The organism is Streptococcus sp. 27098_8_82 (assembly GCF_041431615.1).
Taxonomy (GTDB): Bacteria; Bacillota; Bacilli; order Lactobacillales; family Streptococcaceae; genus Streptococcus; species Streptococcus sanguinis_K.
The window spans coordinates 331,824-358,823 of record NZ_JAPVYB010000001.1; the positions used below are offsets into that span (position 1 = coordinate 331,824).

20 protein-coding genes and 1 pseudogene are annotated in these 27,000 nt (G+C 45.3%); 19 read left to right on the forward strand and 2 right to left on the reverse strand.

The genetic code is table 11. The features are described 5' to 3' along the window. Positions 1–8: 8 nt before the first annotated feature. The 6 genes from O3627_RS01660 to O3627_RS01685 all read left to right on the forward strand — a co-directional run bounded on the left by O3627_RS01660 (position 9) and on the right by O3627_RS01685 (position 9,872). Positions 9–959, forward strand: coding sequence for a diacylglycerol kinase family lipid kinase (locus tag O3627_RS01660; protein WP_002906169.1), 951 nt, complete (start codon positions 9–11; stop codon positions 957–959). 23 nt (positions 960–982) lie between these two features. Next, positions 983–3,280, forward strand: a complete 2,298-nt coding sequence (gene pulA, locus O3627_RS01665; RefSeq protein ID WP_371621251.1) for a type I pullulanase — start codon at positions 983–985, stop codon at positions 3,278–3,280. Positions 3,281–3,601: 321 nt separating this feature from the next. After that, positions 3,602–5,398, forward strand: coding sequence for a serine hydrolase (locus O3627_RS01670; protein WP_227963706.1), 1,797 nt, complete (start codon positions 3,602–3,604; stop codon positions 5,396–5,398). A gap of 16 nt (positions 5,399–5,414) precedes the next feature. Continuing rightward, a complete protein-coding gene (locus O3627_RS01675; RefSeq protein ID WP_002906173.1) occupies positions 5,415–7,196 on the forward strand; it encodes a serine hydrolase domain-containing protein in 1,782 nt (593 codons plus the stop codon). Between the two features lie 16 nt (positions 7,197–7,212). After that, a complete protein-coding gene (locus O3627_RS01680) occupies positions 7,213–9,006 on the forward strand; it encodes a serine hydrolase domain-containing protein (RefSeq protein WP_343091902.1) in 1,794 nt (597 codons plus the stop codon). A 14-nt stretch (positions 9,007–9,020) separates the two neighbouring features. Beyond that, positions 9,021–9,872, forward strand: coding sequence for an alpha/beta fold hydrolase (locus tag O3627_RS01685; RefSeq protein ID WP_094758006.1), 852 nt, complete (start codon positions 9,021–9,023; stop codon positions 9,870–9,872). Between the two features lie 100 nt (positions 9,873–9,972). On the opposite strand, the pseudogene O3627_RS01690 reads toward O3627_RS01685, so the two are convergent. Then, a pseudogene (locus O3627_RS01690) lies at positions 9,973–10,671 on the reverse strand (ISL3 family transposase); the annotation flags it as partial. A gap of 130 nt (positions 10,672–10,801) precedes the next feature. After that, positions 10,802–12,997, reverse strand: coding sequence for an LTA synthase family protein (locus O3627_RS01695; RefSeq protein ID WP_343091901.1), 2,196 nt, complete (start codon positions 12,995–12,997; stop codon positions 10,802–10,804). Positions 12,998–13,247: 250 nt separating this feature from the next. Here O3627_RS01695 and O3627_RS01700 point away from each other — a divergent pair, with 250 nt between their 5' ends. From O3627_RS01700 to O3627_RS01760, 13 genes are all read left to right on the forward strand, one after another. Beyond that, positions 13,248–14,411: a class I SAM-dependent rRNA methyltransferase gene (locus tag O3627_RS01700; protein ID WP_125382471.1), complete on the forward strand. Its 1,164-nt coding sequence runs from the start codon at positions 13,248–13,250 to the stop codon at positions 14,409–14,411. Then, positions 14,408–15,085, forward strand: coding sequence for a type I 3-dehydroquinate dehydratase (aroD, locus tag O3627_RS01705; RefSeq protein ID WP_125382469.1), 678 nt, complete (start codon positions 14,408–14,410; stop codon positions 15,083–15,085). The genes O3627_RS01700 and aroD overlap by 4 nt, the downstream gene beginning before the upstream one ends. Continuing rightward, positions 15,075–15,929: a shikimate dehydrogenase gene (locus O3627_RS01710; RefSeq protein ID WP_343091900.1), complete on the forward strand. Its 855-nt coding sequence runs from the start codon at positions 15,075–15,077 to the stop codon at positions 15,927–15,929. The genes aroD and O3627_RS01710 overlap by 11 nt, the downstream gene beginning before the upstream one ends. A 10-nt stretch (positions 15,930–15,939) precedes the next feature. Next, positions 15,940–17,007 carry a 3-dehydroquinate synthase gene (gene aroB, locus O3627_RS01715; protein WP_125382466.1) on the forward strand — a complete coding sequence of 356 codons (1,068 nt, stop codon included), beginning with the start codon at positions 15,940–15,942 and terminating at the stop codon, positions 17,005–17,007. A 91-nt stretch (positions 17,008–17,098) separates the two neighbouring features. Beyond that, positions 17,099–18,265 (forward strand): chorismate synthase, encoded by a 1,167-nt coding sequence (gene aroC, locus O3627_RS01720; protein ID WP_111675613.1) that lies wholly within the window; start codon positions 17,099–17,101, stop codon positions 18,263–18,265. 16 nt (positions 18,266–18,281) lie between these two features. Next, positions 18,282–19,388 carry a prephenate dehydrogenase gene (locus O3627_RS01725; RefSeq protein ID WP_125382465.1) on the forward strand — a complete coding sequence of 369 codons (1,107 nt, stop codon included), beginning with the start codon at positions 18,282–18,284 and terminating at the stop codon, positions 19,386–19,388. Positions 19,389–19,406: 18 nt separating this feature from the next. Further along, positions 19,407–19,745 (forward strand): YlbF/YmcA family competence regulator, encoded by a 339-nt coding sequence (locus O3627_RS01730; protein ID WP_002895097.1) that lies wholly within the window; start codon positions 19,407–19,409, stop codon positions 19,743–19,745. A gap of 132 nt (positions 19,746–19,877) precedes the next feature. Beyond that, positions 19,878–21,161, forward strand: a complete 1,284-nt coding sequence (gene aroA / locus O3627_RS01735; protein WP_125382463.1) for a 3-phosphoshikimate 1-carboxyvinyltransferase — start codon at positions 19,878–19,880, stop codon at positions 21,159–21,161. Next, positions 21,154–21,630 carry a shikimate kinase gene (locus O3627_RS01740; RefSeq protein ID WP_125382462.1) on the forward strand — a complete coding sequence of 159 codons (477 nt, stop codon included), beginning with the start codon at positions 21,154–21,156 and terminating at the stop codon, positions 21,628–21,630. The genes aroA and O3627_RS01740 overlap by 8 nt, the downstream gene beginning before the upstream one ends. Continuing rightward, positions 21,627–22,460: a prephenate dehydratase gene (gene pheA / locus O3627_RS01745; protein ID WP_060975893.1), complete on the forward strand. Its 834-nt coding sequence runs from the start codon at positions 21,627–21,629 to the stop codon at positions 22,458–22,460. Before O3627_RS01740 ends, pheA begins: the two co-directional genes overlap by 4 nt. Positions 22,461–22,478: 18 nt before the next feature. After that, the gene (locus O3627_RS01750) at positions 22,479–23,828 is read left to right on the forward strand and encodes an LCP family protein (RefSeq protein ID WP_343091899.1); all 1,350 of its coding nucleotides are present in this window, start codon (positions 22,479–22,481) and stop codon (positions 23,826–23,828) included. An 83-nt stretch (positions 23,829–23,911) separates the two neighbouring features. Further along, the gene (gene rlmD / locus O3627_RS01755) at positions 23,912–25,270 is read left to right on the forward strand and encodes a 23S rRNA (uracil(1939)-C(5))-methyltransferase RlmD (protein WP_125382460.1); all 1,359 of its coding nucleotides are present in this window, start codon (positions 23,912–23,914) and stop codon (positions 25,268–25,270) included. A 177-nt stretch (positions 25,271–25,447) separates the two neighbouring features. Continuing rightward, positions 25,448–26,992 carry an ABC transporter ATP-binding protein gene (locus tag O3627_RS01760; RefSeq protein ID WP_343091813.1) on the forward strand — a complete coding sequence of 515 codons (1,545 nt, stop codon included), beginning with the start codon at positions 25,448–25,450 and terminating at the stop codon, positions 26,990–26,992. Positions 26,993–27,000 lie beyond the last annotated feature (8 nt).

A 27,000-nucleotide genomic window follows, 5' to 3' on the forward strand; every position in this document is an offset into this window, starting at 1 on the left:
GCTGAAGTATGAAGGATAAGATTAAACGAGCACGATTGATTTATAACCCGACTTCGGGACAGGAAATTATTAAGAAAAATATAGCGGAAGTTCTGGATGTTTTGGAGGATGTGGGCTATGAAACCAGCGCCTACCAGACCACTCCAGCGCCTCTTTCTGCTCAAAAAGAAGCTGAAAGAGCAGCAAAAGCAGGATTTGATTTGATTATTGCGGCAGGCGGCGACGGTACCATCAATGAGGTAGTTAATGGCGTGGCGAATCTGGATGAACGGCCTAAACTGGCCTTTATTCCAACTGGCACAACCAACGATTATGCGCGTGCTCTGAAGATTCCCATGGGAGATCCGGTAGCGGCAGCCCGCATTATTGAAAAGAACCAGACCATAAAGATGGATATTGGCCGGGCCTATGGGAACAAGTATTTTATCAATATTGCAGCAGCTGGAACCTTAACAGAGCTGACTTATAGCGTACCTAGCGAGGTCAAATCCCGCCTAGGCTACTTTGCCTATGTCGCAGAAGGAGCAAAAAAGCTCCCTCGCTCTAAGTTCCGCAAGGTCCGTATCAAGCACGATCACGGTGTCTTTGAAGGGAAGATTTCGCTGATGTTTGCGGCTCTGACCAACTCTATTGGTGGTTTTGAAAAGCTAGCGCCAGATACTAAATTAGACGACGGGAATTTTACCTTGATTTTGGTCAAGACAGCCAATCTCTTTGATATGCTGAGCCTGATGATGCAGGCTATCAATGGTGGTCAACACGTAGGGGACATCAATGTAGAATACCTCAAAACAAGCAAGCTGCAGCTAGAAATTTTAGACAAAAAAGGTCCATTTATGCTGAATTTGGATGGAGAATACGGCGGTGATACGCCTGTTGAACTGGAAGTGCTGCACGGACATTTGGAATTTTTTGCCAATATTGATGAAATCAGTCAGACGGCCCTTTCAATAGAATAATTATAGATGAGAGATGAAAGAACATGCTAGACTATAAAGTCTTAGTCCATTACCACAATCCTACTGGAGATTATTTCTCCTATGATATGTGGCAGTGGCAAATAAACCAATGGGGAAAGGAAGCAGCCTTTTCCAAACTTGATTATTTTGGTATTCAGGGAGAATTATCATTTGAGACTTGGGAGCCCTTAAATCACGCTCATGTGATTATCAAACGTTCAGACTGGTCTAGCCAGTCCTGTGACTATCATATTGATTTGTTGCCTCCTCATCTGGTGACGGAGATTTGGTTGATTGAGGGAGATGCTCAGGTTTATTATTCCCTGCAGTCTGCAACGACCAGTCACCAGTATTCACGCCGGCGGCCGCATAACTTTGATATGGCCCTGAGAACAGACTACTTTGATGAATGCTGGGGCTATCAAGGCTGGTTGGGACATCGTCAGACGGACGGTGCACATACTTTTAAAGTTTGGGCACCGACAGCTAGGAAGGTAGAGCTGGTAGTGTATGAATCAGCTGACAATCAAGCTCCTGTTTATAAAATCTTCCCAATGCAAAAAGGAGAACGATATTCTCACGACCATAAGGAAAATACCATTGGTGTCTGGTCAGCTGAAATAGCTGAAGACTTGACCGGCAAAACTTATCACTATCATGTTAGCTTTGAATACCGCAATTTCTATACTCGTGATCCCTATACTGTTGCGACCAGTCCAGATGGCAAGCGCTCAGCGATTCTTGGAGCAGATGAGACAGAAGTAGCTGGTTTTCAAGTTCGGCAGGGCAAAGAAGCTCTCTGGCGTTTGGACAATCCAAATCAGGCAGTGATTTATGAGATGCATATTCGGGATTTGACCAAATCGGAGACTTCAGGCGTGGACAGTCAGCTGCGCGGGACTTTCCTGGGGGCCTGTCAAACAGGCACTACCAATCATCTAGGGCAAAAAACAGGCTTTGACTATATCAGCGATTTAGGCGTTAATGTTGTCCAACTTCAGCCTGTCTCTGACCGTCACAAGAACTACGATGAAAATGGAGAGCTAATCTACAACTGGGGCTATGACCCGCAGAACTATCATGCTCCGGAGACTAGCTTTTCCAGCAATCCTGCCGACCCAGCGCAGGCCATTCGCGATTTGAAAACAATGATTCAGGCCTACCATGATGCGGGGATTTCTGTGACACTGGATGTTGTTTACAATCACATCTACTCAACCTATGATTCTGCTTTCCAAGCTACGATACCGGATTATTACTATCGGATGAATCCTAACGGCTCTTTCCAAAACGGAACTGGTGTGGGGAGTGAGACAGCTAGCGAGCACGAGATGTTCCGCAAGTTTATGATTGACTCTCTGCTGTACTGGGTAGAGGAGTTCAATGTGGATGGCTTCCGCTTTGACCTGATGGGCATTCATGATGTGGAAACGATGAATGCCATCCGTCAAGCTATGGATAAGGTGGATCCGAGAATCCTGCTCTATGGAGAAGGTTGGGATATGGGAACGGGCCTGATGCCAGAAGACAAGGCCAAGAAAGACAATGCCTACCAGCTTCCACGGATTGGATTTTTCAATGATACAGAGCGGGATGCGGTCAAAGGAGCAGAAGTTTACGGCGGCATCAAGGCTGGTTTTGTCAGTGGTCAGGCGACGGAGGATATCGTCGCTAAGGCTATCCTTGGCAGCAGTGAGCTAGGCAGCTATCTCAGTCCTGATCAAGTCCTTAACTACGTGGAGGCACACGATAATTTCAACCTGCATGATTTGCTTGCGGAGCTGCATCCTGACGATGATGTTCTGACTCGCACTAAGCGGATTGAGCTGGCAACGGCCATGAACCTGCTCATGCAAGGCATGGCTTTCATGGAGGTTGGACAGGAATTTTCTCGTACCAAGCTAGTGGCGACTGGAGAAGACGGTCAAGTTCTTCACAGTGATCGCGAAAGGGCTATGAACAGCTACAATGCGCCAGATGCAGTCAATCAGGTGAATTGGAATCTATTGCAGGACCATCGGGAGAGCATTGATTTTATCAAGGACATCATTCGCCTCAAGACAAGCTGCAAGGCCTTTTCTTATCAGACCTATGAAGATATTTATAAGCATGTCTTTGTTCAATCAGCAGAGCAGGGCAGTGGCTTAATTATTTTTGAGATTAAGGATGACAAGCATTACCAAGTTATTTTTAATGCCAGCGGCCTGCCCTATTATCTGCCTAATGCAGATAAGCTGCGTCTCATAGTGGGCAATAGCCGTCATAAGAAGCCTTTCTATGTTGAAAATCTGACGGTTTCTGTTTTTGAAGTTATTCAATAAGTTATTAGCTACATGAAAAGTGGCTCTTTGTCAACTGTAGTGGGTTGGTGAAAAGTTATAATCTGGAGAGGACTAAATCAGTCCTCTCCTTTTTGATATTCAAAGCGATGAGGATTCTAGTTTTAAAATTGTCAAAGTTCCGAAATCCAAAAGCATTTCGCTCATTCCTACAGCGGTTTTACCCACTACAGAAATTATAGAGCTACTTTTTCTACCACTTACTTAGGAAATCTTACCACTTACCGAAAAGGGGTAGATTTGCTATTGTCCATTTGTTAGGATAAGGGTGCAAAGGGGAAAATACATCTTAAGGAGGATATCATGAAACCATCATTTTTGAAAAACGCTGTGGCGTTAGTAAGCTGTGGCTTGCTCGCTTTTGGAGCAGCGCAAGTTCGAGCTGACCAGCAAAAATTGCCGTCGGGCACGCCTTATGACCAAATCGGTCAGAAAATTGAAAATTTCCACAAGGAACACGAAAAAACCAGCGCGGGACTGGCGGCAGCAGTCTTTGATAAGGACGGCCAAACCATTTACCAAAAGAACTTTGGCTATATGGACAAGGAAAAGAAGCTGGCTGTGGACGACAACTCGGTTTTTGAGTGGGGCTCTGCCACCAAATTGACCGTCTGGCTCAGCGTCATGCAGCTCTGGGAAGAAGGAAAAATTGACCTAAAAACAGATATAAAAGAGTATTTGCCCAAGGATTTCCTGAAACACCTCAAATACGACAAGCCCATTACCATGCTGGATCTGATGAACCACCAAGCGGGTTTTGATGAAACGCCGCTGAACACAGGAACAGGCAAGAGCTTGGAAGAATTACTAAAAAGCCAGCCCGCTCAAACTTATGAGCCAGGGACGGTGACATCCTATTCCAATTACAGTACAGCTCTAGCAGGCTATATCGTGGAGCGCATCAGCGGACAGGACTTTGCGGATTATGTCCACGAGCATATTTTCCAGCCTTTGGGCATGAACCATACCGCTCTCTTACCTGATTTGTCGGACAATACCTATGTCCGAGACAAGCGGCAGGGCGAGAAAACCTATGATACAAATGGAAACTTATATCTAGATAAATTGCTTCCCGCAGATATTTATCCAGCGGGACAGGCGACAGGGACTTTTGCCGATTTCAAACGGTTCGCGCAAGCTCTTTTGAGAAAGGAAAAGCTCTTTAAGCGCCCAGAAACCTGGAATGAACTGTATCAGACAACTTCTACATTCTCAGATAAAGCAGTCGCTAAGAACGCTCACGGCTTTTGGGTGACAGAGTATGAGACAGGGGCGATTTTAGGACACGGCGGCTATTCTTTTGCCGGTTTTTCCACCCTGATTTCGCTAGATTTCAAATCGGGTATTGGCATGGTTACTATGGTAAATCAGAGAGAAGAAGCCACCTATTCTTTTGGTCTACCCGATTTGGTCTTTGGTAAGAAAAAGCAAGCCCCTAGCCAGTCTCAAAAAGACTTTCAAGAGGGCATGTATCGAACTTCTCGCTCCATTCAGCAAGGCCCGACCTCTATTTCGCGCCTTGCCCCCGCTTATACCTTTTATGTGAAAGATGTGATAAAAGACGGTCATTTATTAGTCAGCAACTATTGGCTTTTGCAACAGCGCCAAGGCCGAACAGAAGTTGAAACAACCTATAATAATTTAGAAAAGCTCTCGCTTTGGGAGGTGATAAAGGATTATGGCTCTGTCGCTCTGCTGGGACTGGCATCGGTTTATGCCGTACTTGTTCTTCTGTTAGCTGCTTTGAGCAAGATATATCGCTCACTTTTTGGAAAAGAAAGCAAAAGACCGACTCCAAGAAGTTGGAAAATTTGGCATTATGGCACTTGCGGACTGATTTTGGTTAGCCTAGTCAATCTAGCAGGTCTCGTCATAGTTGCCGTTTCGGGCAAGTACATGCCCGATTATCGCTGGCAAGCCATTCTCTTTGCCCTGCTTGCACTGATTTTCTTAGTCAATGCTGGGTTGCCAATCTTTCTGCGTTCAAAATTCCAAGTGAGCAAGGGTCGAAAAATCTTGACCTACTTGACCAGCAGCGCTTCACTTATCGTCGTTCTCAATATCCTTTATTGGAGCCTTTACCAGTGGTGGGCACTTTAATAGAAAGGTAAGTATCATGAAAACATCATTTTTTAAACATTGCTTAACTGTGCTGACTTGCGGCTTGCTCGCTCTGGGAGCTGGTCACGCTTACGCTGACCAGCAGAAGTTGCCGTCAGGCACGCCTTACGACCAAATTGGTCAGAAAATTGAGGATTACTACAAGGAACACGAAAAAACCAGTGCGGGACTGGCGACATCTGTTTTTGACAAGGACGGACAAACCATTTACCAAAATAATTTTGGCTATGTAGACAAGGAAAAAAAGTTGGCGGTGGATGACAACTCAGTTTTCGAGTGGGGCTCTGCCACCAAGTTGACCGTCTGGGTCAGCGTCATGCAGCTTTGGGAAGAAGGCAAGATTGACCTTAAAACAGATATAAAAGAGTATCTGCCCAAGGATTTTCTCAAAGGCAAGCTCACATACGACAAGCCAATCACCATGCTGGATCTGATGAACCACCAAGCAGGCTTTGGAGACACGGGGCTTGCCAAGGGAACTAGTAAGAACTTGGGAGATACGCTCAAAAAAGTACATATCTATCAAGCCTATGAGCCGGGAACAGTGACAGCCTACTCTAACTTTGGGACGGCTCTGGCAGGATATATCGTCGAGCGGATTAGCAGACAATCTTATGCTGACTATGTCCACGAGCATATCTTTGAACCTTTAGATATGAGGCACACCGCTCTCTTACCCGATTTATCAGATAATCCCTATGTAGTAGAAAAACGTAAGGAAGTCAAAGGTTACACTAGAGACGGTCGGTTGATTGGCGAAGCTCCATATCTAATAGAAATGTACCCTGCTGGGCGAGCAACAGGAACCTTGGAAGATTTCAAGGCATTCGCTCAGGCACTCCTGCAAAAGAAGACACTTTTTAAGCGTTCAGAGACTTGGGACACCCTTTATACAGCAACCTCTAACTATCCTGATAGCGATCTTCCTACCAATGCTCATGGTTTTTGGAGTGACCTTTATCAAGACCAAGTTATCCTCGGGCACGGTGGTAATACAGCTGGTTTTTCATCAAGTTTGACCTTAGACTTAAAATCAGGTATCGCTGCTGTCATTTTAACGAACCAACTGGGCGAGAAAAATTATGTTGAGAAAATTCCCGAGCTGGTCTATGGGCAAAAGAAAGATGTTCCCAACAAAAAGAAAGAAGAACTCAAACCCGGCTTTTATCGTGACGCTAGTCAATTCTTTGGGCCTTTATCCATTGCGCGACTAAATATGGCGACCTTCTATATTGATAAAAATAGTGAAAATCGATTTTACTGGAGCTTGGAGAAAGTCGGTAAGCGAGAATTTATCAAGCGCCCAGTTTCTGATTACTTTAAACTATCTAACTGGGAAGTTGCCAAAGAATTCGGCAGTGTCATCCTATGGGGGTTAGCAATCTTCTATGCTCTTCTTAGTTTGGTATCTGCTTTACTGGTCAAGCTCTACCGGCTCCTTGCCAAGCGGACAAACCGCAAACCTGTGACACTTGCTTGGTCGCTCTGGCATTATCTGACTTGCGGACTTGTTTTGTCCACTGTACTCATAACCATTCTCATCGTGCAATATAATATGAACATCAGCGGCTCGCCAAATAACAGTGCTTGGCTCTATGTCATCTTTGCAATAACGGGTCTGCTGCTTCTTGCTAGTTCTGTTTTGCCAATTCTTCTGCGTTCAAAATTCCAAGTCAGCAAAGGCAGAAAAATCTTGACCTACTTGACCAGCAGCGCTTCACTTATCGTCGTTCTCAATATCCTTTATTGGGGCCTGTACCAATGGTGGGCACTTTAATAGAAAGGTAAGTATCATGAAAACATCATTTTTGAAGAGCACTGTGGCGCTGCTGACTTGCGGCTTGCTCGCTTTTGGAGTAGCGCAAGTTCGAGCCGATGAGCAAAAATTGCCGTCGGGGACATCTTACGACCAAATCGGACAGAAGATTGAGGATTATTATCAGAAAAACGAGAAAACCAGCGCAGGACTGGCAACATCTATTTTTGACAAGGACGGTCAAACCATTTACCAAAATAATTTTGGCTATGTAGACAAGGAAAAAAAGTGGGCGGTGGATGACAACTCAGTTTTCGAGTGGGGCTCTGTAACGAAATTAACCGTCTGGGTCAGCGTCATGCAGCTCTGGGAAGAGGGGAAAATTGACCTAAAAACCGACATCAAAGAGTATCTGCCCAAGGATTTTCTCAAAAGCAAGCTCAAATTTGACAAACCCATTACCATGCTTGACCTCATGAACCACCAAGCAGGCTTCGCAGATGTTGACTTGGCCAAAAATGAAGACAAAGACCTAGCCCATACGCTACAAAAGGCGCCGATTATTCAAGCCTATGAGCCGGGGACAATAACTGCTTATTCCAATTTTGGAACGGTGCTTGCTGGCTACATCGTCGAGCGGATTAGCGGACAATCTTACGCTGACTATGTGCACGAGCATATTTTTCAGCCCTTAGGTATGAAGCACACCGCTATTTTGCCCGATTTTTCGGATAATGACTATGTGGTCGAAAAACGCAAGGAAATCAAGGGCTACACCTCAGACGGTCAGCTGATTGGCGAGGCAAACAAGCCTAATCCTTACTATCCGAGCGGGCGAGCAACAGGAACTTTGAAAGACTTTAAGACCTTTGCCCAAGCACTCCTGCAAAAGAAGACACTTTTTAGGCGCGCGGAAACTTGGGACACCCTTTATACGGCGACTTCGACTTTTCCTGATAGCAAACTCCCAATCAATGCTCACGGATTTTGGAGTGACCTTTATCAAGACCGCGTTATCCTCGGTCACGGTGGTAATACGGCTGGCTTTTCATCCATATTAACTTTGGATTTCAAATCAGGTATCGCTACCGTCATTTTAACCAATCAACAATACGAAAGTAACTATCTTAAAAAAATTCCTGAGCTGATTTATGGAAACAAGGCAACTACTTCAGAGAAGATAAAAGCAGAGTTTAAACCGGGCGTTTATCGCTCAAGTCGCGTTTTCACCAATGCCTTATCAATCACGCGCATTGCTCCGCCAATAACTAACTATCTTGAGAAAAATAGTAAATTTGTCACTCAAAAATACTGGGAATTGGAGAAAAACGGCAAGCAAGAACTGCTGAAATTGCCTATCGCAGACTACCTTAAACTTTCCACATGGGATGTAGTCAAGGATTACGGCAGTCTCGTCTTGTGGTGCCTCGCTGCTTTCTATGCCCTCCTCATCCCTGTATCTGCTTTACTGGTCAAACTCTATCGGCTTCTTTTCAAGCGGAAAAATCACAAACTTACACCGCTTGCTTGGTCGCTCTGGCAATACCTGACTTGCGGGTTCATTCTATCTACCATGCTCCTGCTTTACTTCTTTATCCAAAGCGTCCTGAGTCTACATTCCTCACCAAACAGCCGTGTTTGGCTTTCTATGGGCTTTGCAGCTGTGGGAGTTAGCCTCCTGGTTAGCCTTATTGCCTCATTCTTCCTGCGCTCAACCTTCCAAGTGAGCAAGGGTCGAAAAATCTTGACCTACTTGACCAGCAGCGCTTCGCTTATTACAATACTCAATCTCCTCTACTGGTCTCTTTATCAGTGGTGGACGCTCTATTAAAAGAAAGGAAAGCTATGACCCATTCTCAAAAAATCGAAACGATGATCCGAAATGGCTCCGACCAGCTCTACACCATCTGCTACCCCAATCCCGACAAAGAAACGATTATCTTGCTACACGGTGGACCGGGAACGCCTGATGACTTCAAGCTCTTTATCCCTAAGCTCGAAAAAGATTATCAACTGATTGTCTTTCACCAGCGGGGAACGAGAAAATCGCCCTGCCTGAGTGGCGACTACAGCATGGAAGCCTACATTGCGGACATCAACACGATTGCCGACCACTTCAATGTAGATAAATTTCACCTTTTGGGACATTCCTGGGGCGGATTGTACGCGCAAATCTACGCCAGCAAAATCCCTGAGCGGGTTCTTAGTCTCTTTCTTTCCTCTCCGGGAACAGGCACGAGCAAGCAGTGGCAGCAAATGGAAAAAGAGATGATGAATTACAATAAAAATCACTGCACGACTATCGAATGGCTAAAAATGGGAATCTATTCTCTGCTCGGCAATCTTGGTAGTTCCAAGGCTTCGCAAGCTCTCTTTCGCCAAGTTGTCCGTAATTACAATGCCGACTATCCAGCCTTTCATGATGTGAAACTAGACATGAGCAATGTTTCAGTCCAAGCAGGCAATCAGACAAGAAAGGAAATTATGGCCTATCCTCTCTTGCCCCGACTAGAAGATCCTGCTTTTCCTATTACCGTGACTTTCGGTGACAATGATATTTTTGGTGCTAGCATGCACTTTGTCATCAGCCGCTATCCCAGCGCTCAGGTGTTCACCATTAAAAACAGCGGCCACTTCCCATTTCTCCACAATCCAGAAGACTACTTTGCTATCTTGCACCAGCATTTTCAACCTTAGCATGAACCTCTAAAGTTTTCCAACTTTAGAGGTTTTCACTTATCTGCAACTTATCCCTCTTTTTCGGGCTCTTTGTCAACTGTAGTGGGTTGATGAAAAGTTATAATCTGGAGAGGACTAAATCAGTCCTCTCCTTTTTGATGTTCAAAGCGATGAGGATTCTAGTTTGAAAATTGTCAAAGTTCCGAAAGCCGAAAGCGTTTCGCTTGATGACTTTGATGAGGTTGTTAGTAGCTTCTAGTTTTGCATTTGAGTAGGGCGGTTCCAGTGCGTTCAGGATCTTATCCTTGTTTTTCAAGAAGGTCTTAAAAACAGTTTGAAAAATAGGATTTACATAAGAAATGGTATCTTCAATGAGACTAAAGAAATGGTCAGCCTGTTTCTCTTGAAAATGAAACAGAAAGAGTTGGTAGAGTTTATAGTGTTCTCGGAGTTCTTGAGAGCAAAAGAGAAGTTTTTCTAGAATCTCTCCGCTGGTCAAGTGCATGCGAAAAGTTGGACGATAAAAACGTTTATGGCTGAGTTTACGGCTATCCTGTTGAATGAGTTTCCAGTAGCGTTTGAGTGCCTTATATTTGTGCGATTTTTTATCCAACTGATTCATGATTTGGATGCGAAGGCGGTTCATAGCCCGGCTGAGATGTTGTACAATGTGAAAACGATCCAGAACGATTTTAGCGTTTGGAAATAGTTTTCTGGCAATATCGTAGTAGGGACTAAACATGTCCATGGTAATGATTTTGACTTGGTTTCGGACCTGTCTGGAATAGCGCAGAAAGTGATTGCGAATCGTTGCTTTTCATTATAGGACTTATGGGACTTTTTTTCTACAACAAATAGGCTCCATCATTCCTACAGCGGTTTTACCCACTACAGAAATTATAGAGCCTGAAAAGCCTTAAGTCCATTGGACTTAAGGCTCTTGCTATCTACGGATTGGCTGTGGAACTAGAGCTGGAAGAGCTCGAGTCTTCTTGACTGCTGTCTTCGTCGCTACTGCTAGTTTGGAACTGCTCTGGATGCAGTGCACGATAGCTTGGCGAATTAAAGAGGTCCACAGTGGAGACATTGCCTCGCTTAGAGTAAAGACTGGTTGATTGGCCGCCTTTTTCCTTTTCAATAGCCAACAAGGCCTTCATTGAATTAAGATAAGAGTAATCTTTAGGGTTGACCTTGCCTAAGTCATTTCCCTTGTAGAAGCGAATCAAGTCGCCGGTTTGAATAGCATCACTCATCTTAAGCTGGGTATTGGCGGCATTGCGAATCTCATCCAGTTCTTTCTTGATGGTTTCGTCCGGATTAGTAATTTCCTCACCGGTCTGGGTGTAGTAGGTCCGTCCGTTGAAGCTAGTGTATTTTGGAGTGACAAAGTTATTGCTGGATCGGAATGCTGTGATTTGCTGATGCTGAGTTGATAACATATCTTGACCGACCTGAAGGTAGTTTTTAGAGTCAATGCCCAGTAAATGCTCCAATGTTGGCAGCATATCTACTTGACCGGCGTAGGTATCAATTATCTTTCCTTTGTCCATGCCAGGGACTACAACCATGTAAGGCACGCGCTGCATCATGGCATTGTCGTAGTTGGACCAAGTCTCAGAAGTCTTGCCTACAAGAGGGGCCAAGTTAGGATTGCGGGTTTGGGAAATTCCAAAATGGTCTCCGTAGAGAACGATAATAGAGTTGTCATAGAGGCCAGATTCTTTAAGATAATCAAACAAGGCCTTGACAGAAGAATCTAGGTAGTTGGCAGTGGCAAAGTAGCCATTGATGGTCTCATCCTTGGTCTTAGCCAGAGGGAAGCCAATCTCGTCACCAATCAAGCTAGTCGTGTAAGGATAGTGGTTGGAAACTGTGATATATTTAGCATAGAAAGGCTGCTGTAGGTGTTCCAGGTATTTAATGGAATCTTTCAGCATAATCTTATCATTCAAGCCGTACTGGAAGGAGTTGGTGTCGTCCTGCTTGGTAAAGTAAGACGCATCAAAGAAATAGTTATAACCCCATTGCTTGTAAGCTGTATTGCGGTTCCAAAAGCTTCCTGTATTTCCATGGAAAACAGCAGAAGTGTAGCCGCCGTTTTTGGAAAGAATAAAAGGTGCAGCTTGCTGGGTATTGGTACCACCGTAGTTGACCATGAAGGATCCTTGATTGAGACCGAAGAGACCAGTTTCAATCATGGTTTCAGCATCAGAAGTCTTACCAGCCTTGACCTGATTGAAGACATTAGAGAAAGCCAGAGTCGAATTGGAGTGGTAGAGGGAATTAAGGAAAGGTGTCACCTCGTACTCTTTCCCATCTGCCTGCAGCTTATAGTCAATCAGGAACTGCTGGAAGCTTTCCAGATGGACATAGATAACATTGCGGCCTTTGGCAATCCCGTAATATTCTGGATTTGGTTCCGCATAATGGGATTGGATATATTCTGTTACTGGTTCCAAGTCTTTTTCAGAAGCTTTGGAGCGCTCACGATTGGCGGTATATGTCTGGTTAGCACTGTAACCTAGAAAGGCTGGCAAGCCCAGAGCCCGAACGACATAATAGTTGGAAAATCCACGTGACAAGAGCTCAGGCCGGTCAATTTCAGCCAAGAATAAGTTGGCAGAGAACAGCATGGCAGACAGGGAGGTCACAGCAAAGCTGGCGCGTTTATTGAAAGGCCGGTCATCCATTCGGATGTATTTCTTAAAAAATAAGAAGGCCAAAATTGGGAAATCAATCAGATAAAGAATATCCCAAGGGCGAAAGAGCTCCAGTGCTGCTTCCCCAAGTCCAGCTGAAACGCTGCTAGAAGCCAGCATAGTATTGACTGTAACAAAGTCACTGAACTCGCGGTAGTAAATGGAGTTAGATACCAGCCAAGCAAAGAGGAGCAGATAGATTCCGAAGGCTAGGCTGTAGAATAATTTGGTTCGTTTTACATAAAGTGCTAGTCCTAGCAGCAAGAGGCTGATAGGGAAAGGGTTGATAATAGCTAAAAATACTTGATAGGCACCTTGAATATCAAGGTTAAAATCAATCGTGTAGGCCCACATGGTTTTTATCCAATAGAGGACCAGTAAAATCAAGACAAAACCTAGTCTCGTACTCATGAAGTTGAGTAAATTCTTGGTTATTTTTTTCACAAAAAGTTACTTCCTTGTCTTATTTCCTAAAAATTTTCTCCTCTAAGTATAACATAATTTCTCCAGTTAAGGAAAATTTGAGGCGCATTTGAGATATTTTAAATCGGCGAAATTGTAATATTCCTATGAAAGCCTTATCCTCTCTATGGAGAGGTTTATAGTCGTTTTGTACTCGTTTGTGAAATCTTTTATTAACTCAAATGTAAAATATGTTTTGAGAATTTTCACAATCTTTGGTATAATATAATTTATGAATAAACTTACTGTTACTCAACAGGCAGAAGAAAAACTGAGAAAGGGCATTCTTTTATTAGATAAAAAGGATTTTGGCGCTCTCTCGCTTCAGAATCAATGTGTGGAGCTGCAAAACCATCAGGGAAAGTTTTTAGGCACAGCCTATCTCTCTCCGCAGAATAAGGGAGTTGGCTGGCTGATTTCCCAGAAGAAGGTAGAGCTGAACTCGGATTTTTTTCAAACTCTCTTTGAGCAGGCTAAGAGCAGACGTTCTACTTATTTCCATTCGTCTGACACGACAGCCTTTCGACTCTTTAATCAAGAGGGGGATGGCTTCGGTGGCTTCACGGTAGATTTCTACAATGACTTTGCGCTTTTTTCTTGGTACAATGACTTTGTCTTTGCTATCAAGGATCAGATTCTGACAGCCTTCTCCATGGTTTTCCCAGAGATTCAGGGAGCTTATGAAAAGATTCGTTTCAAGGGTTTGGACTACGAATCGGCCCATCTATACGGAGCGGAAGCGCCAGAAACCTTCACAGTCTTGGAGAATGGTGTTCGCTATCAGGTTTTTCTGAATGATGGTCTTATGACTGGTATATTTCTGGATCAGCACGATGTGCGTGCTAGTCTGGTAGATGGTCTGGCTGCTGGTAAAAGTTTGCTCAATATGTTTTCCTACACAGCTGCTTTTTCAGTAGCAGCAGCCATGGGCGGTGCCAGTCAGACAGTATCAGTTGATTTGGCCAAGCGAAGCCGTGAGCTGTCAGAGGCTCATTTTCTGGTCAATGGTCTGACACTGGATCAGCATCGCTTTCAGGTGATGGATGTCTTTGATTATTTCAAGTACGCTAAGCGTCACGATCTAAGCTTTGATGTCATTGTGATAGATCCGCCTAGCTTTGCTAGAAATAAGAAGCGGACATTCTCAGTTGCTAAAGATTATCATCGTTTGGTTGCACAAGCTTTGGAAATCCTGAATCCTCAGGGAATCATGATTTTAAGTACCAATGCAGCCAATCTTTCCAAAAGTAAGTTTAAACAAGAAATTGAAAAAGGTCTTGCCGGCAGAAAGCACCGCTATCTTGCGGAGTATGGTCTGCCAGCAGACTTTGTCTATAATAAAAAAGACGGGAGCAGTAATTACCTCAAGGTATTTACAATAAAGGTGGACCAATGAAATTAGTCGTTTCTGTAATGCCCAAGAGTTTAGAAGAAGCTCAAGAAATTGATGTATCACGCTATGAAGAAGCGGATATTATTGAATGGCGGGCAGATTTTCTGGCCAAGGATGATATTTTAAATGTTGCGCCAGCTATTTTTGAAAAATTTGCCGGACGTGAATTGATTTTCACCTTGCGAACCCGCCAGGAAGGCGGAGAAATTGAACTGTCCGATGATGAATACGTAGCTCTTATCAAGGAAGTGGCCGGTTTTTACCAGCCGGATTATATCGACTTTGAATATTTCTCTCACAAGGGGAAATTTGAAGAAATGCTGGAGTTTCCTAATCTGGTGCTGAGCTACCATAACTTCGAGGAAACGCCTGAAAATATGATGGAAATCCTGTCTGAGCTGACTTCTCTGACCCCTAAGGTAGTCAAGGTTTCTGTCATGGCTCACAATGAGCAGGATGTGCTGGACTTGATGAACTATACTCGCGGTTTCAAGACTTTAAATCCTGAGCAGGATTTTGTCACTATTTCCATGGGAAAAGTCGGCAGGATTTCACGCATTGCGGCTGATTTGACAGGTTCAAGCTGGTCTTTTGCCAGTCAGGAGATGGCGTCAGCACCTGGTCAGATTTCTCTGAGCAATATGAAGAAAATCCAGGAGATTTTGAATGAGAATTAATGGCCACACCCGCATGGCTGCTGTGGTTGCCAAGCCAATTAAGCACAGTATTTCTCCTCTTATTCACAATATGGCTTTTGAAAAGACCGGTGTCAATGGTGTCTATCTAGCTTGGGAAGTAGAAGCAAAGGATCTGCAGGCCAGTATAGAAAATATCCGCAGATACGATATGTTTGGTGTCAATCTTTCCATGCCCTATAAGCAGGAAGTGATACCTTATCTGGACGAGCTGGATGTCAGCGCCCGCCTTATCGGAGCGGTCAATACAGTTGTGAATAAAAATGGAATTTTAGTTGGTTATAACACAGATGGCAAGGGATTTTTTAAGAGCTTGCCTTCTTTTGCTATTCGGGGCAAAAAAATGACGATTTTGGGGGCAGGTGGAGCAGCAACAGCTATTATTGCTCAAGCAGCTTTGTACAATGCAGAGGAAATTTTCGTTTTTACTCGGCAAGCTTCCTATGAGAAGATTGTCAGCAAAATGGCAGCTATCAGCCACCAAACCAAGAGTCGTATCCAGGTACTAACCTTGGAAGATGCGGATAGTTTGCAGGATACAATCAATCAATCAGACCTTCTGGTCAATGGGACTAGTCTAGGCATGGATGGCACCAGTAAGCCCCTGCCTGAACAGATTGAGCTGCCTAGCCAGATTTTAGTTGCGGATGTTATCTACCAACCTTTTGAAACGCCCTTTCTCAAATGGGCTAGAAATCAAAATGTCACAGCGGTCAATGGACTCGGTATGCTACTCTATCAAGGAGCAGAAGCCTTTGAACTTTGGACCGGTAAGACCATGCCCAGTCAGGAAATTTGGCAATGTTTAGAAGAATTGTATAAATAAGGAGGCGCTTATGAAACTAAATGTGAATCTCCCGCATCATCCCTATGATATTCTCATCGAAAAGGGGTCTTTATCTCAGGCTGGAAGTTGGCTGAGTCAGCTTTGGCAGCCTCAAAAGGTAGTCATCGTCACGGACAATCGAGTGGCTAGACTCTATGCGGAAAAGGTCAAACTGAGCTTGGAAGTGGCTGGGTTTGAGGCCTTTGTCTTTGATTTTTTGGAGGGCGAAGCCAGCAAGAACTTAAAGACGGTCAACAAAGTCTATGAGTTTTTGGTCAAGGTTGGTCTGACCCGCAGTGACGGCATTGTAGCCTTGGGAGGCGGAGTTGTCGGTGATTTGGCGGGCTTTGCCGCTTCGACCTACATGCGGGGTGTGCATTTCGTGCAGATTCCGACCAGTCTGACAGCCCAAGTGGACTCCTCTATTGGTGGTAAGACTGGTGTCAATACACCCTGGGCCAAGAATATGGTCGGAACTTTTACCCAGCCTGACGGAGTTCTGATTGACCCTGAAGTCTTGCATACCTTGGGCCAGCGGGAACTGATTGAAGGTATGGGCGAGGTAGTAAAATACGGCTTGATTGAGGATAAGGAACTCTGGGATGAGCTTTCGGAAATGGATGGCAGTCCAGAGTCGATTTTGGAGCATGCGGAGAGCATCATCTACCATTCCTGCGATGTCAAGCGTAAGATTGTGGTCGAGGATGAGCTGGATAATGGCGTCCGCCTCTATCTGAATTTCGGCCATACTATTGGGCATGCTATCGAAGCGACAGCGGGCTATGGAAAAGTCATGCACGGTGAAGCCGTGGCGATTGGCATGGTACAGGTTTCTCGTGTCGCTGAAAAGAAAGGCCTCATGCCAGCCGGAATCACAGAAAACATCATCCATATGTGTCAGAAGTTTGGCTTGCCGGTGGATTACCAGCCTTGGAATGAAGCTGTTCTTTATCAGGCCTTGACCCATGATAAGAAGGCTCGAGGGAATTCTATTAAACTAGTACTTGTTCCTGAGTTGGGTTCGGCTAGTATTCACCAGATTCCGCTGGAAGAGATGAAAGAATTTCTGAAGAAATAAGTGCCAGATGGAGTTTAAGACGATTGGACAGTTTGGATGAAAAAATAGACAGAATGTCCAGTTTTTTCCATCTCAGAATAGGAGAAAATGTATGAGATACTTAACAGCAGGTGAATCGCACGGACCACGTCTGACAGCTATTATTGAGGGGGTGCCGGCTGGTCTTCCTCTGACCGCTGATTATATCAATGCTGAGCTCAAGCGCCGCCAGGGTGGTTACGGCCGCGGTGCCCGCATGAAGATTGAAAGCGACCAAGTCGAGATTACATCTGGGGTTCGGCATGGATTGACCATGGGCGGACCGATTACCCTCAATGTCACGAATCTAGATCATCAGAAATGGCTGGAGATTATGAGTGCGGCTGATGTGGATGAAAAGAAAAAAGGACTGCGCAAGATTACCAAACCACGCCCTGGGCATGCGGACTTGGTTGGTGGTATGAAATACCGCTTTGACGATTTGCGAAATTCACTTGAGCGTTCTTCTGCCCGCGAAACGACCATGCGTGTAGCAGTTGGAGCGGTAGCCAAGCGCTTGCTTGAAGAAATCGGTGTAGAGGTAGCCAGCCATATCGTGACCTTTGGTGGTATTGATATTGATGTGCCGAACAATCTGACTGTAGGAGAAATCAAGGAAAGAGCTGCCCAGTCAGAGGTTTCCATTGTCAATCCCGATCGCGAAGAAGAAATCAAGGCCTACATTGACCAGATTAAGAAAGACGGGGATACCATCGGTGGTGTCATTGAGACTGTCGTTGGTGGTGTGCCGGTCGGTCTGGGCTCCTATGTCCAGTGGGACAAGAAGCTGGATGCCAAGATTGCTCAAGGAGTCGTGTCCATCAATGCTTTCAAGGGAGTCGAGTTTGGTGTGGGCTTTGAAGCCGGCCGTCTCAAGGGCAGTCAAGTCATGGATGAAATCCTCTGGTCTGAGGAAGATGGCTTCACTCGCAGGACCAATAATCTAGGCGGCTTTGAGGGCGGTATGACCAATGGTCAGCCAATCGTGGTGCGAGGTGTTATGAAGCCCATTCCAACCCTTTACAAGCCTCTGATGAGCGTGGATATTGAGACCCATGAGCCTTATAAGGCGACAGTAGAGCGGAGCGATCCTACGGCTCTGCCAGCGGCGGGTGTTGTCATGGAAAGCGTGGTGGCAACAGTTTTAGCCACCGAAGTTCTGGAGAAGTTCTCTTCGGACAATCTGGAAGAACTAAAGGATGCGGTAGCCCGCCATCGGGAATTTGTCAAGAACTTTTAGAAGTAAGGAGAAGGGCATGGAGAGAAAAACAGTCTATATCGCAGGTCTGGGACTGATTGGAGCTTCTTTGGCTCTGGGCATCAGGCGAGCTCATCCTGAGATTGAAATTCTCGGCTATAACAGAAGTGAAGAATCAAGACAGGTTGCCCTGGAGCGAGGAATGGTAGACCGGGTAACGGATGATTTTGCCGCCTTTGCTCCATTGGCTGATGTGATTATTCTGGCTGTGCCCATCAAGCAGACCATAGCATTTATCAAGGAGCTAGCAGATCTGGAACTGAAGGAAAATGTTATCATCTCAGATGCTGGCTCAACCAAGGCTGAGATTGTGGCAGCTGCAGAAAAGTATCTTCAGAATAAGCCCGTCCGTTTTGTCGGTGCTCACCCTATGGCCGGAAGTCACAAGACCGGAGCCAAGGCTGCTCATGTCACTCTCTTTGAAAATGCCTATTATATCTTCACCCCCTCTAGCCTGACCAAGCCTGGTACGCTTGAGGAAATGAAAGACTTGCTGAGTGGTCTTCATGCCCGTTTTATCCAGGTGGATGCAGCTGAGCACGATCGAGTGACCAGTCAAATCAGTCATTTTCCGCATATCCTAGCCTCCAGTCTTATGGAGCAAGCGGCAGCTTATAGCCAAGAGCATGAACTGACCCAGTCTTTTGCAGCCGGTGGTTTTCGAGATATGACGCGGATTGCGGAGAGCGAGCCAGGAATGTGGACCTCTATTCTCTTGACAAATCCTCAAGCCATTTTGGAGCGGCTGGAAGATTTTAAAGATCAGTTAGACAAGGTGGCTGCAGCGATTGAGGCCAAGGACGAGACAGCTATCTGGGAATTTTTCGATCGAGGACGGCAGAGCCGTAAGCAGATGGAAATTCATAAACGAGCTGGTGTGGATAGCTTTTATGATCTCTTTATTGAAGTGCCTGATGAAGAAGATGCGATTTTGGGTATTTTGGAGCTTCTGCGCGGAATTTCAGTCGTCAACATTCGTATCAACGAGGAAAACCGTGAAGATATCAACGGTATTCTGCAAATCACCTTTAAAAATCACCAAGATTTGGAAAAATCTGCTAAAATAGTAAGAGAAAATACGGATTACCTAGTGTCCGAAGACTAATATAGATTGGAGAACTCTATGTCAAATATTTATGATTTAGCCAATGAACTAAGCAGAAATCTGCGTGATTTACCTGAGTACAAGGCCGTCGCAGAAAGCAAGAAAGCAGTGGATGCTGATAGTGAAGCGAAGGCTATTTTTACAGATTATCTGGCTTTCCAGCAGGAGTTGCAACAGCTGGCGCAGACTGGTCAGGTACCGACTCAGGAGGTGCAGGACAAGATGACTTCCTTTGGCGAGAAGATTCAGGGCAATGCTGTTCTTTCTGAATTCTTTAATAAGCAGCAGCAACTATCCATCTATCTAGCGGACATTGAGCGTATTATCTTTGATCCGGTGCAGGATTTGCTTAAGTAAGCTAATAAAAAAGAGGAATCTGGGCTGAATACCTGGATTCTTTTTGCTTCGGCTCGGATTCCAGAAATTTTAAGAATTTCTGGTCTTTTTATGATAAAATAAGAAGCAACAAAGGAAAGTACGAGGTCACCTATGAAATTATCAACCAATGTAAAAGGCCTGAAGGGCCGTATCCGCGTACCTGGAGATAAATCTGTCAGCCACCGTTCCATTATTTTTGGCAGTTTGGCCAAGGGGGTCACTACTGTTCGCGACATTCTGCGAGGAGAAGATGTGCTGTCTACCATGCAGGTTTTTCGTGACTTAGGCGTGCAGATTGAGGACGATGGAAATCTAGTCAAGATACATGGTGTAGGATTTGAAGGTCTGCAAGCACCGAAAAATAAGCTGGATATGGGCAATTCTGGAACGTCTATCCGTTTGATTTCTGGTGTTTTGGCTGGCCAGGATTTCGAAGCGGAGATGTTTGGTGACGACAGTCTATCCAAGCGTCCTATGGATCGGGTGACCATCCCTCTGCGGCAGATGGGAGTCGAGATTGCTGGTCGGACTGAGCGTGATTTACCACCGCTCAAGATGAAGGGCAGTAGGGAACTGAAGTCTATTCATTATCAGCTGCCAGTGGCTTCTGCTCAGGTTAAGTCGGCCTTGATTTTTGCTGCCCTGCAGGCTCAGGGAGAGTCGATTATTATAGAAAAGGAAATCACTCGTAATCATACAGAAGATATGATTGCCCAGTTTGGTGGGCGAATTGAGGTTGAGGGCAAGGAAATTCGTATTCAGGGCGGTCAGGAATTCACTGCTCAGGAAGTGACGGTTCCTGGTGATATTTCCAGTGCGGCTTTCTGGCTGGTGGCTGGATTGATTGTACCGGACTCTAAGATTGTTTTAGAGAATGTCGGCATCAATGAAACTCGTACAGGAATTCTAGAAGTGATAGAGGCTATGGGCGGACGGATGACGCTGTCAGATGTCGATCCGGTAGCCAAGTCTGCAACTATCACCGTTGAGACTTCTGAGCTTAAGGGAACGGAGATTGGCGGCGAGATTATCCCACGCTTGATTGATGAGTTGCCGATTATTGCGCTTCTGGCGACTCAGGCTCAGGGACGGACTGTCATTCGTGATGCAGAGGAGCTCAAGGTCAAGGAAACCGACCGGATCCAGGTAGTGGCAGACGCTCTCAATAGCATGGGCGCAGCTATTACCCCGACAGAAGACGGCATGATTATTGAAGGGAAAACACCTTTACACGGCGTCCAGGTCAATACCTTTGGTGACCATCGCATCGGGATGATGACGGCAATTGCTGCTTTGTTGGCTCAAAGCGGTCAGGTAGAACTTGAGCGGTCTGAAGCCATTAAAACCAGCTATCCAAGCTTCTTCAGCGACTTGGAGGGCTTGATGCATGGCTAAGATATTGCTGGGCTTTATGGGAGCCGGAAAATCTACAGTGGCCAGAGGCTTAGCCCAATACTTTGTCGATATGGATGAACTGCTCTGCCAGCGGCTGGGTATGTCTATCAAGGACTATTTTGACCAGCATGGTGAAGCGGCCTTTCGGTCTGCTGAAGCCCAGCTCTTGGCTGAGTTGATCGATACGAACTTGGTCGTCTCAACTGGCGGCGGTGTCATCGTCAGCCCTGAAAATCGCAGACTGCTGGCTCAGAATGCTGACAATATCTATCTGAAAGCTGATTTTGAAACGCTCTATCAGCGAATTCAGCAGGATGCTGAGCAGGAGCGGCCTTTGTTCTTAAACCAGAGCAAGTCAGACTTGCAGCAGATTTTTGAGCAGCGTCAGGCCTGGTACGAGGAAGTAGCGACCCAGATTGTTGATACGAGGCTCAAAAGCCCACAGGAAATTATTGAGGAAATTCAATGAAAATAGCATTTTTAGGTCCTAGAGGCTCCTTTTCTCACCATGTAGCCCAAGCTGCCTTTCCCAGCGAGGACTTGGTGCCCTATCAGAATATCACCGAGGTTATGAAGGCTTATGAGGCTAGAGAAGTAGATTACTCGGTTGTTCCGGTGGAAAATTCCATTGAGGGCAGTGTCCATGAGACGCTGGACTATCTCTTTCATCAAGCAGATATTCAGGCAGTGGCAGAAATCGTTCAGCCCATTAAGCAGCAGCTCTTGGTGACGGATTTGGAGAAGCCAATCGAGAAGATATTTTCTCATCCCCAGGCTATTGCTCAAGGAAAGAAATATATCCGCCAGCATTATCCGCAGGCTGCCATTGAGGTGACAGCTAGTACGGCCTATGCAGCTCGTTTTGTGGCGGAGCATCCTGAAAAGAATTTTGCGGCTATTGCCCCGCGCACGGCTGCAGCAGAGTACGGGCTCAAAGTAGCGGCCAGCGACATTCAGGAAATGGAAGAAAATTATACCCGCTTCTGGATTCTGGGTCATGAGGTGCCTGAGCTTGAACTGGCTAAGACGGGAGACAAGCAGACACTGGCTTTAACCTTGCCGGACAATCTGCCTGGTGCCCTTTATAAGGCTTTGTCGACCTTTGCTTGGCGTGGGATTGATCTGACCAAGATTGAGAGTCGGCCTCTAAAAACGGCTCTGGGAGAGTATTTCTTCATTATTGACATTGACAACGAGCAGAAAAAATTGGCGGATTTTGCCTATCAAGAGTTGACAAGTCTTGGAATTACTTATAAAATTTTTGGTAGCTACAGTGTGTTTCTGATTCAGGACAAGTAGCAATAGATTGGAGAAGAGATGAAGAAACCAGAAAATCTTAGCCATCATGAACAGCTCCGCTTAGATTATCTCTACAAAAATTATTATTATCTAAACGATAAAGAAAAGAAAGAATTTGACTATCTGCGTCAGAAGTCCAAGGGGATTGGCAATTCAGCCAGTGTGCCTGACCATGAAGAGCAGCCGCATACAGTTAGTGACGCCTATGAGCAAGAGCCAGTTGAAATGGATTCTTCTGGCCTCTTGCCCAAGTATCCTGAGCGTTCTTCTCGCAGCAGAAGGCAAAAAAAGGCGTCAGAAGCTCTGGCAGAAGCTAGTCTTGGACAAGACAAGCCTAAAAAACCCCGCAAAAAAATCCGCTTGAAACGGATTCTGCTTTGGGCAGGGATTTTCCTGCTGATGGTCTTAGGGGGCATGATTTTCATGTTTGTCAAAGGCTTGACGACAGCTCACACTGGTAATTCTAAGCCAGCAGAAACGGAATTCTTTGACGGTAAGGATACTAAGGACGGAGTGAATATCCTCATTCTCGGAACAGATGGCCGGGTTGGTGACGACTCGACTGAGACGCGGACCGACTCTATTATGGTCTTGAATGTTGGGAATAAGGACCACAAGGTGAAATTGGTCAGCTTTATGCGTGATACTCTTATTCACATTGACGGCGTCAGCAATGAGTACACGGATCCGTCGCAGGCAGATTACTATGACCAAAAGCTCAATTCTGCCTATACGATTGGGGAGCAAAACCACAACCGCGGTGCAGACTATGTCCGCCAGATGCTCAAAGATAACTTCGATTTGGACATCAAATATTATGCACTAGTGGATTTCCAGACCTTTGCGACAGCTATTGACACCCTTTTCCCAAATGGCGTCAGCATGAATGCCCAGTTCTCAACGATCGATGGGGAGAAAGTGACTGAAGTTGAGGTGCCAGATGACCTGAACATGAAGGACGGTGTGGTGCCTAATCAAACAATCAAGGTTGGTCAGCAGCAGATGGACGGTCGGACCTTGCTCAACTACGCTCGCTTCCGTAAGGATGATGAGGGCGACTTTGGCCGGACCCGCCGCCAGCAGGAAGTTTTGACGGCTGTCTTCCAACAGGTCAAGGATCCGACTAAGCTTTTTACTGGATCAGAGGCTCTTGGTAAGGTCTTTGCCTTGACTTCGACCAATGTGCCTTACAGCTTCCTTTTGACCAATGGTCTCTCTATGGCTGGAGATTCCCGCAACGGGGTTGAGCGCCTGACAATTCCGGAAAATGGCGACTGGGTTGATACCTATGACATGTACGGTGGCCAAGGGCTCTTGATTGACTTTGAAGCCTATAAAGAAAGACTGCAGCAAATGGGTCTCAGATAAGATATATGATATAATGAAAGGTAGGACGATGTTCTGCCTTTTCTTTTGGGAAATGGCAGAGCGATAAAGCAGAAAGAGAAAATATGTTAAAAAAGAATGATATGATTGAAGTTGAAATCGTGGATCTGAGTCACGAGGGAGCAGGGGTGGCCAAGGCAGAAGGCCTGGTTTTCTTTGTGGAAAATGCCCTGCCGGGTGAGCTCATCCGCATGCGTGTTCTCAAGGTCAACAAAAAAATTGGCTTTGGCAAGGTGGAGGAATTTCTCCGTACCTCAGACCAGCGTAATGAAAATCTTGATATGGCCTATCTGCGTACTGGGATTGCTGACTTGGGGCATCTGAACTATCCAGCCCAACTGGACTTCAAACGTAAACAAGTCAAGGACAGTCTTTATAAGATTGCTGGTTTGTCTGATGTAGAGGTGCCGCCGACACTTGGTATGGAGCAGCCGCTAGGTTACCGCAATAAGGCTCAAGTGCCTGTCCGCCGTGTCAATGGCCAGCTGGAAACAGGATTTTTCCGGAAAAATTCCCATGACCTCCTGCCGATTGAAGATTTTTATATTCAGGATCCAGTCATTGACCAGGTTATCCTCTTTACACGCAACTTGCTACGTCGTTTTGACCTCAAACCTTACGATGAGCAAGAAAAGACAGGACTCATTCGCAATCTAGTTGTTCGCCGTGGCCATTATTCAGGGGAAATTATGGTAATTCTGGTCACAACCCGACCTAAAATTTTTCGAGTGGAGCAGTTGATGGAGCGCTTGACAGAAGCATTCCCAGCTATCAAATCCATCATGCAGAATATCAACGACCAGCCCGGCAATGCGATTTTTGGAAAAGACTGGCGAACGCTTTATGGCCAAAACTACATCACCGACCAGATGCTGGGAAATAGCTTCCAGATTGCTGCGCCTGCCTTTTACCAGGTCAATACCGAGATGGCAGAAAAACTCTATCAGACAGCCATTGACTTTTCCGAACTGACCTCTGACGATGTGGTGCTTGACGCCTACTCTGGCATCGGGACTATCGGTCTATCAGTTGCCAAGCAGGTCAAGCAAGTCTATGGTGTGGAAGTGATTCCTGAAGCTGTCGAAAATAGCCGAAAGAATGCGGCAATCAATGGAATTACCAACGCCAGCTATGTCTGCGCCCCTGCTGAAGAAGCCATCCAAAACTGGCTTAAAGAGGGCATCCAAGCGGATGTTATCCTAGTTGATCCACCACGAAAAGGCCTGACCGAGAGCTTCATCAAAGCCAGCGTTAGCATGGAGCCCAAGAAAATCACTTATATCTCCTGCAATGTCGCCACCATGGCGCGTGATATCAAACTCTATCAAGAATTAGGATATGAGTTGAAGAAAGTCCAGCCTGTAGATTTGTTTCCTCAAACGCACCATGTCGAGTGTGTAAGCTTGTTAGTGAAACGTAGCTAATCCTCAAAAGGTTCCCCAAACCTTTTGAGTTCCGCAGACGCATCATGTTGAGGCGGTATCGCTGCTTGTGAAAGCCTAGGAATCTTTTGGCGAAAGAAATTTTAAGTTCTTATATCCCCGTCTAAAGAAAAAAACGACTATCTAAGTTGGTAAATAACTTCAGGAGGTTTATACGCTATGCTTAGATCCTATGTGACTAAAAAGTATTTATTCTTCTATTTTGTGGCGATTATGATTACTTGGCTGGAGGCTGTCATTACACCAGCTTTAATTCAGTATATTGTCTCTAGTTTTACCAATCACCAGTTGTATTTGCTGTGGCAGGTCTTGACTTGGGGGATTGTGGGGAATTTGATTCTCTTGCTGGGTTTAGCGGGGAAACGCTATTACTATGCACGAGTGCTGACGGACTTTAAGTCGGGGATCAAGCAGGCTATCTTTCATACTTTCTTATATAGCCGTCGGATAGCGGATGAAGAGGTTTTGTCCGACCTGGAAAATGATGTGAAACAGCTAGAAGATAACTATATTGAGCCGACTGTCATTATCATTTCTTCTTTGGGATTTACAACCGTCTCCATCTGCTATGCACTCTGGACAAATTTTTATCTAGGCTTGCTCTTTATCATTTTTTATTCGATACCGGTTCTTTGTAGTGGGATTGGTTCCAAACGCTTGGATACGATTACTAAGCAGAAGTCCATGGCTAACCAAGGCTACGTCTCTCAAGTGACCAACATGATTGCGGGTGCTCGTTTCATACGGCATTATCGGGGACAAAACTTGTTTTACAAACTGTTTTCCAAAGATTTGCATAAGGCTTTAGAGCAAGAAATTGCCTATGAAAAGCAACGGACTTTAAACAGTCTCTTTATCAATGGGATTGATGCCTTTTGCTCGGTCGCGCCTATTGTCATTGGTGGTTTCATGACCTATTATAACTACCTATCTGCAGCCAGCTTTGTAGGGATTTATCTAGTATCGCATAATATCGGCTACCAATTTCAGGAGTTATCTTACTTTATCAATACTAGAAAATCAGCCAAGTCTCTCTGTGATAAATATCAAAAATTGCTGGGAGAGGAGTTGAAAATGCCTTTTGTTCTTGAAGGTTCCGTCTTTCCTATTCAATTAGAGCAAGTCAGCGTAGAGCGTGATGGTCAAGAAATCCTAGCCCCTTGTGACCTTACTATTGAGGAAGGGGAAAAAATTGCCATTATCGGAGAAAGCGGATCAGGAAAAACAACCTTACTGAACCTCATTTATGGAGAAATCAAGCCTAGTCAAGGTCGGATCCACTATCACGGACAAGAGCTAAACTCGGATGAAATCTATCAGGCAGGAGCCTACATTCTCCAGTCCAGTCATGTCTTTGATGGATTGACACTAGAGGAAAATATCGCTTTGGGACAAGAATTGGATTCTGTAAGGATAGAAGAGATTCTGCAGCAAACCGGTTTGAAAGCACTCCAAGGCAAAACACCAAGCAACCAAACCCTGTCAGGCGGTGAGAAGCAGCGGTTAGAAATTGCCCGAGCGCTCTATCACAATCGCCAATTTATCCTGGCTGATGAGGTCAAGGCCAATCTGGATCTTAAAAACCAAGTGAAAATCAGTCAACTCCTTTTCTCCCTCCCACAAGCAGTCGTAGAAGTGATTCATCACTATAGCGATGAGGACTTGAAGCGCTATGATAAGGTGATAAAACTGGAGAGATTTTAAAATATTAG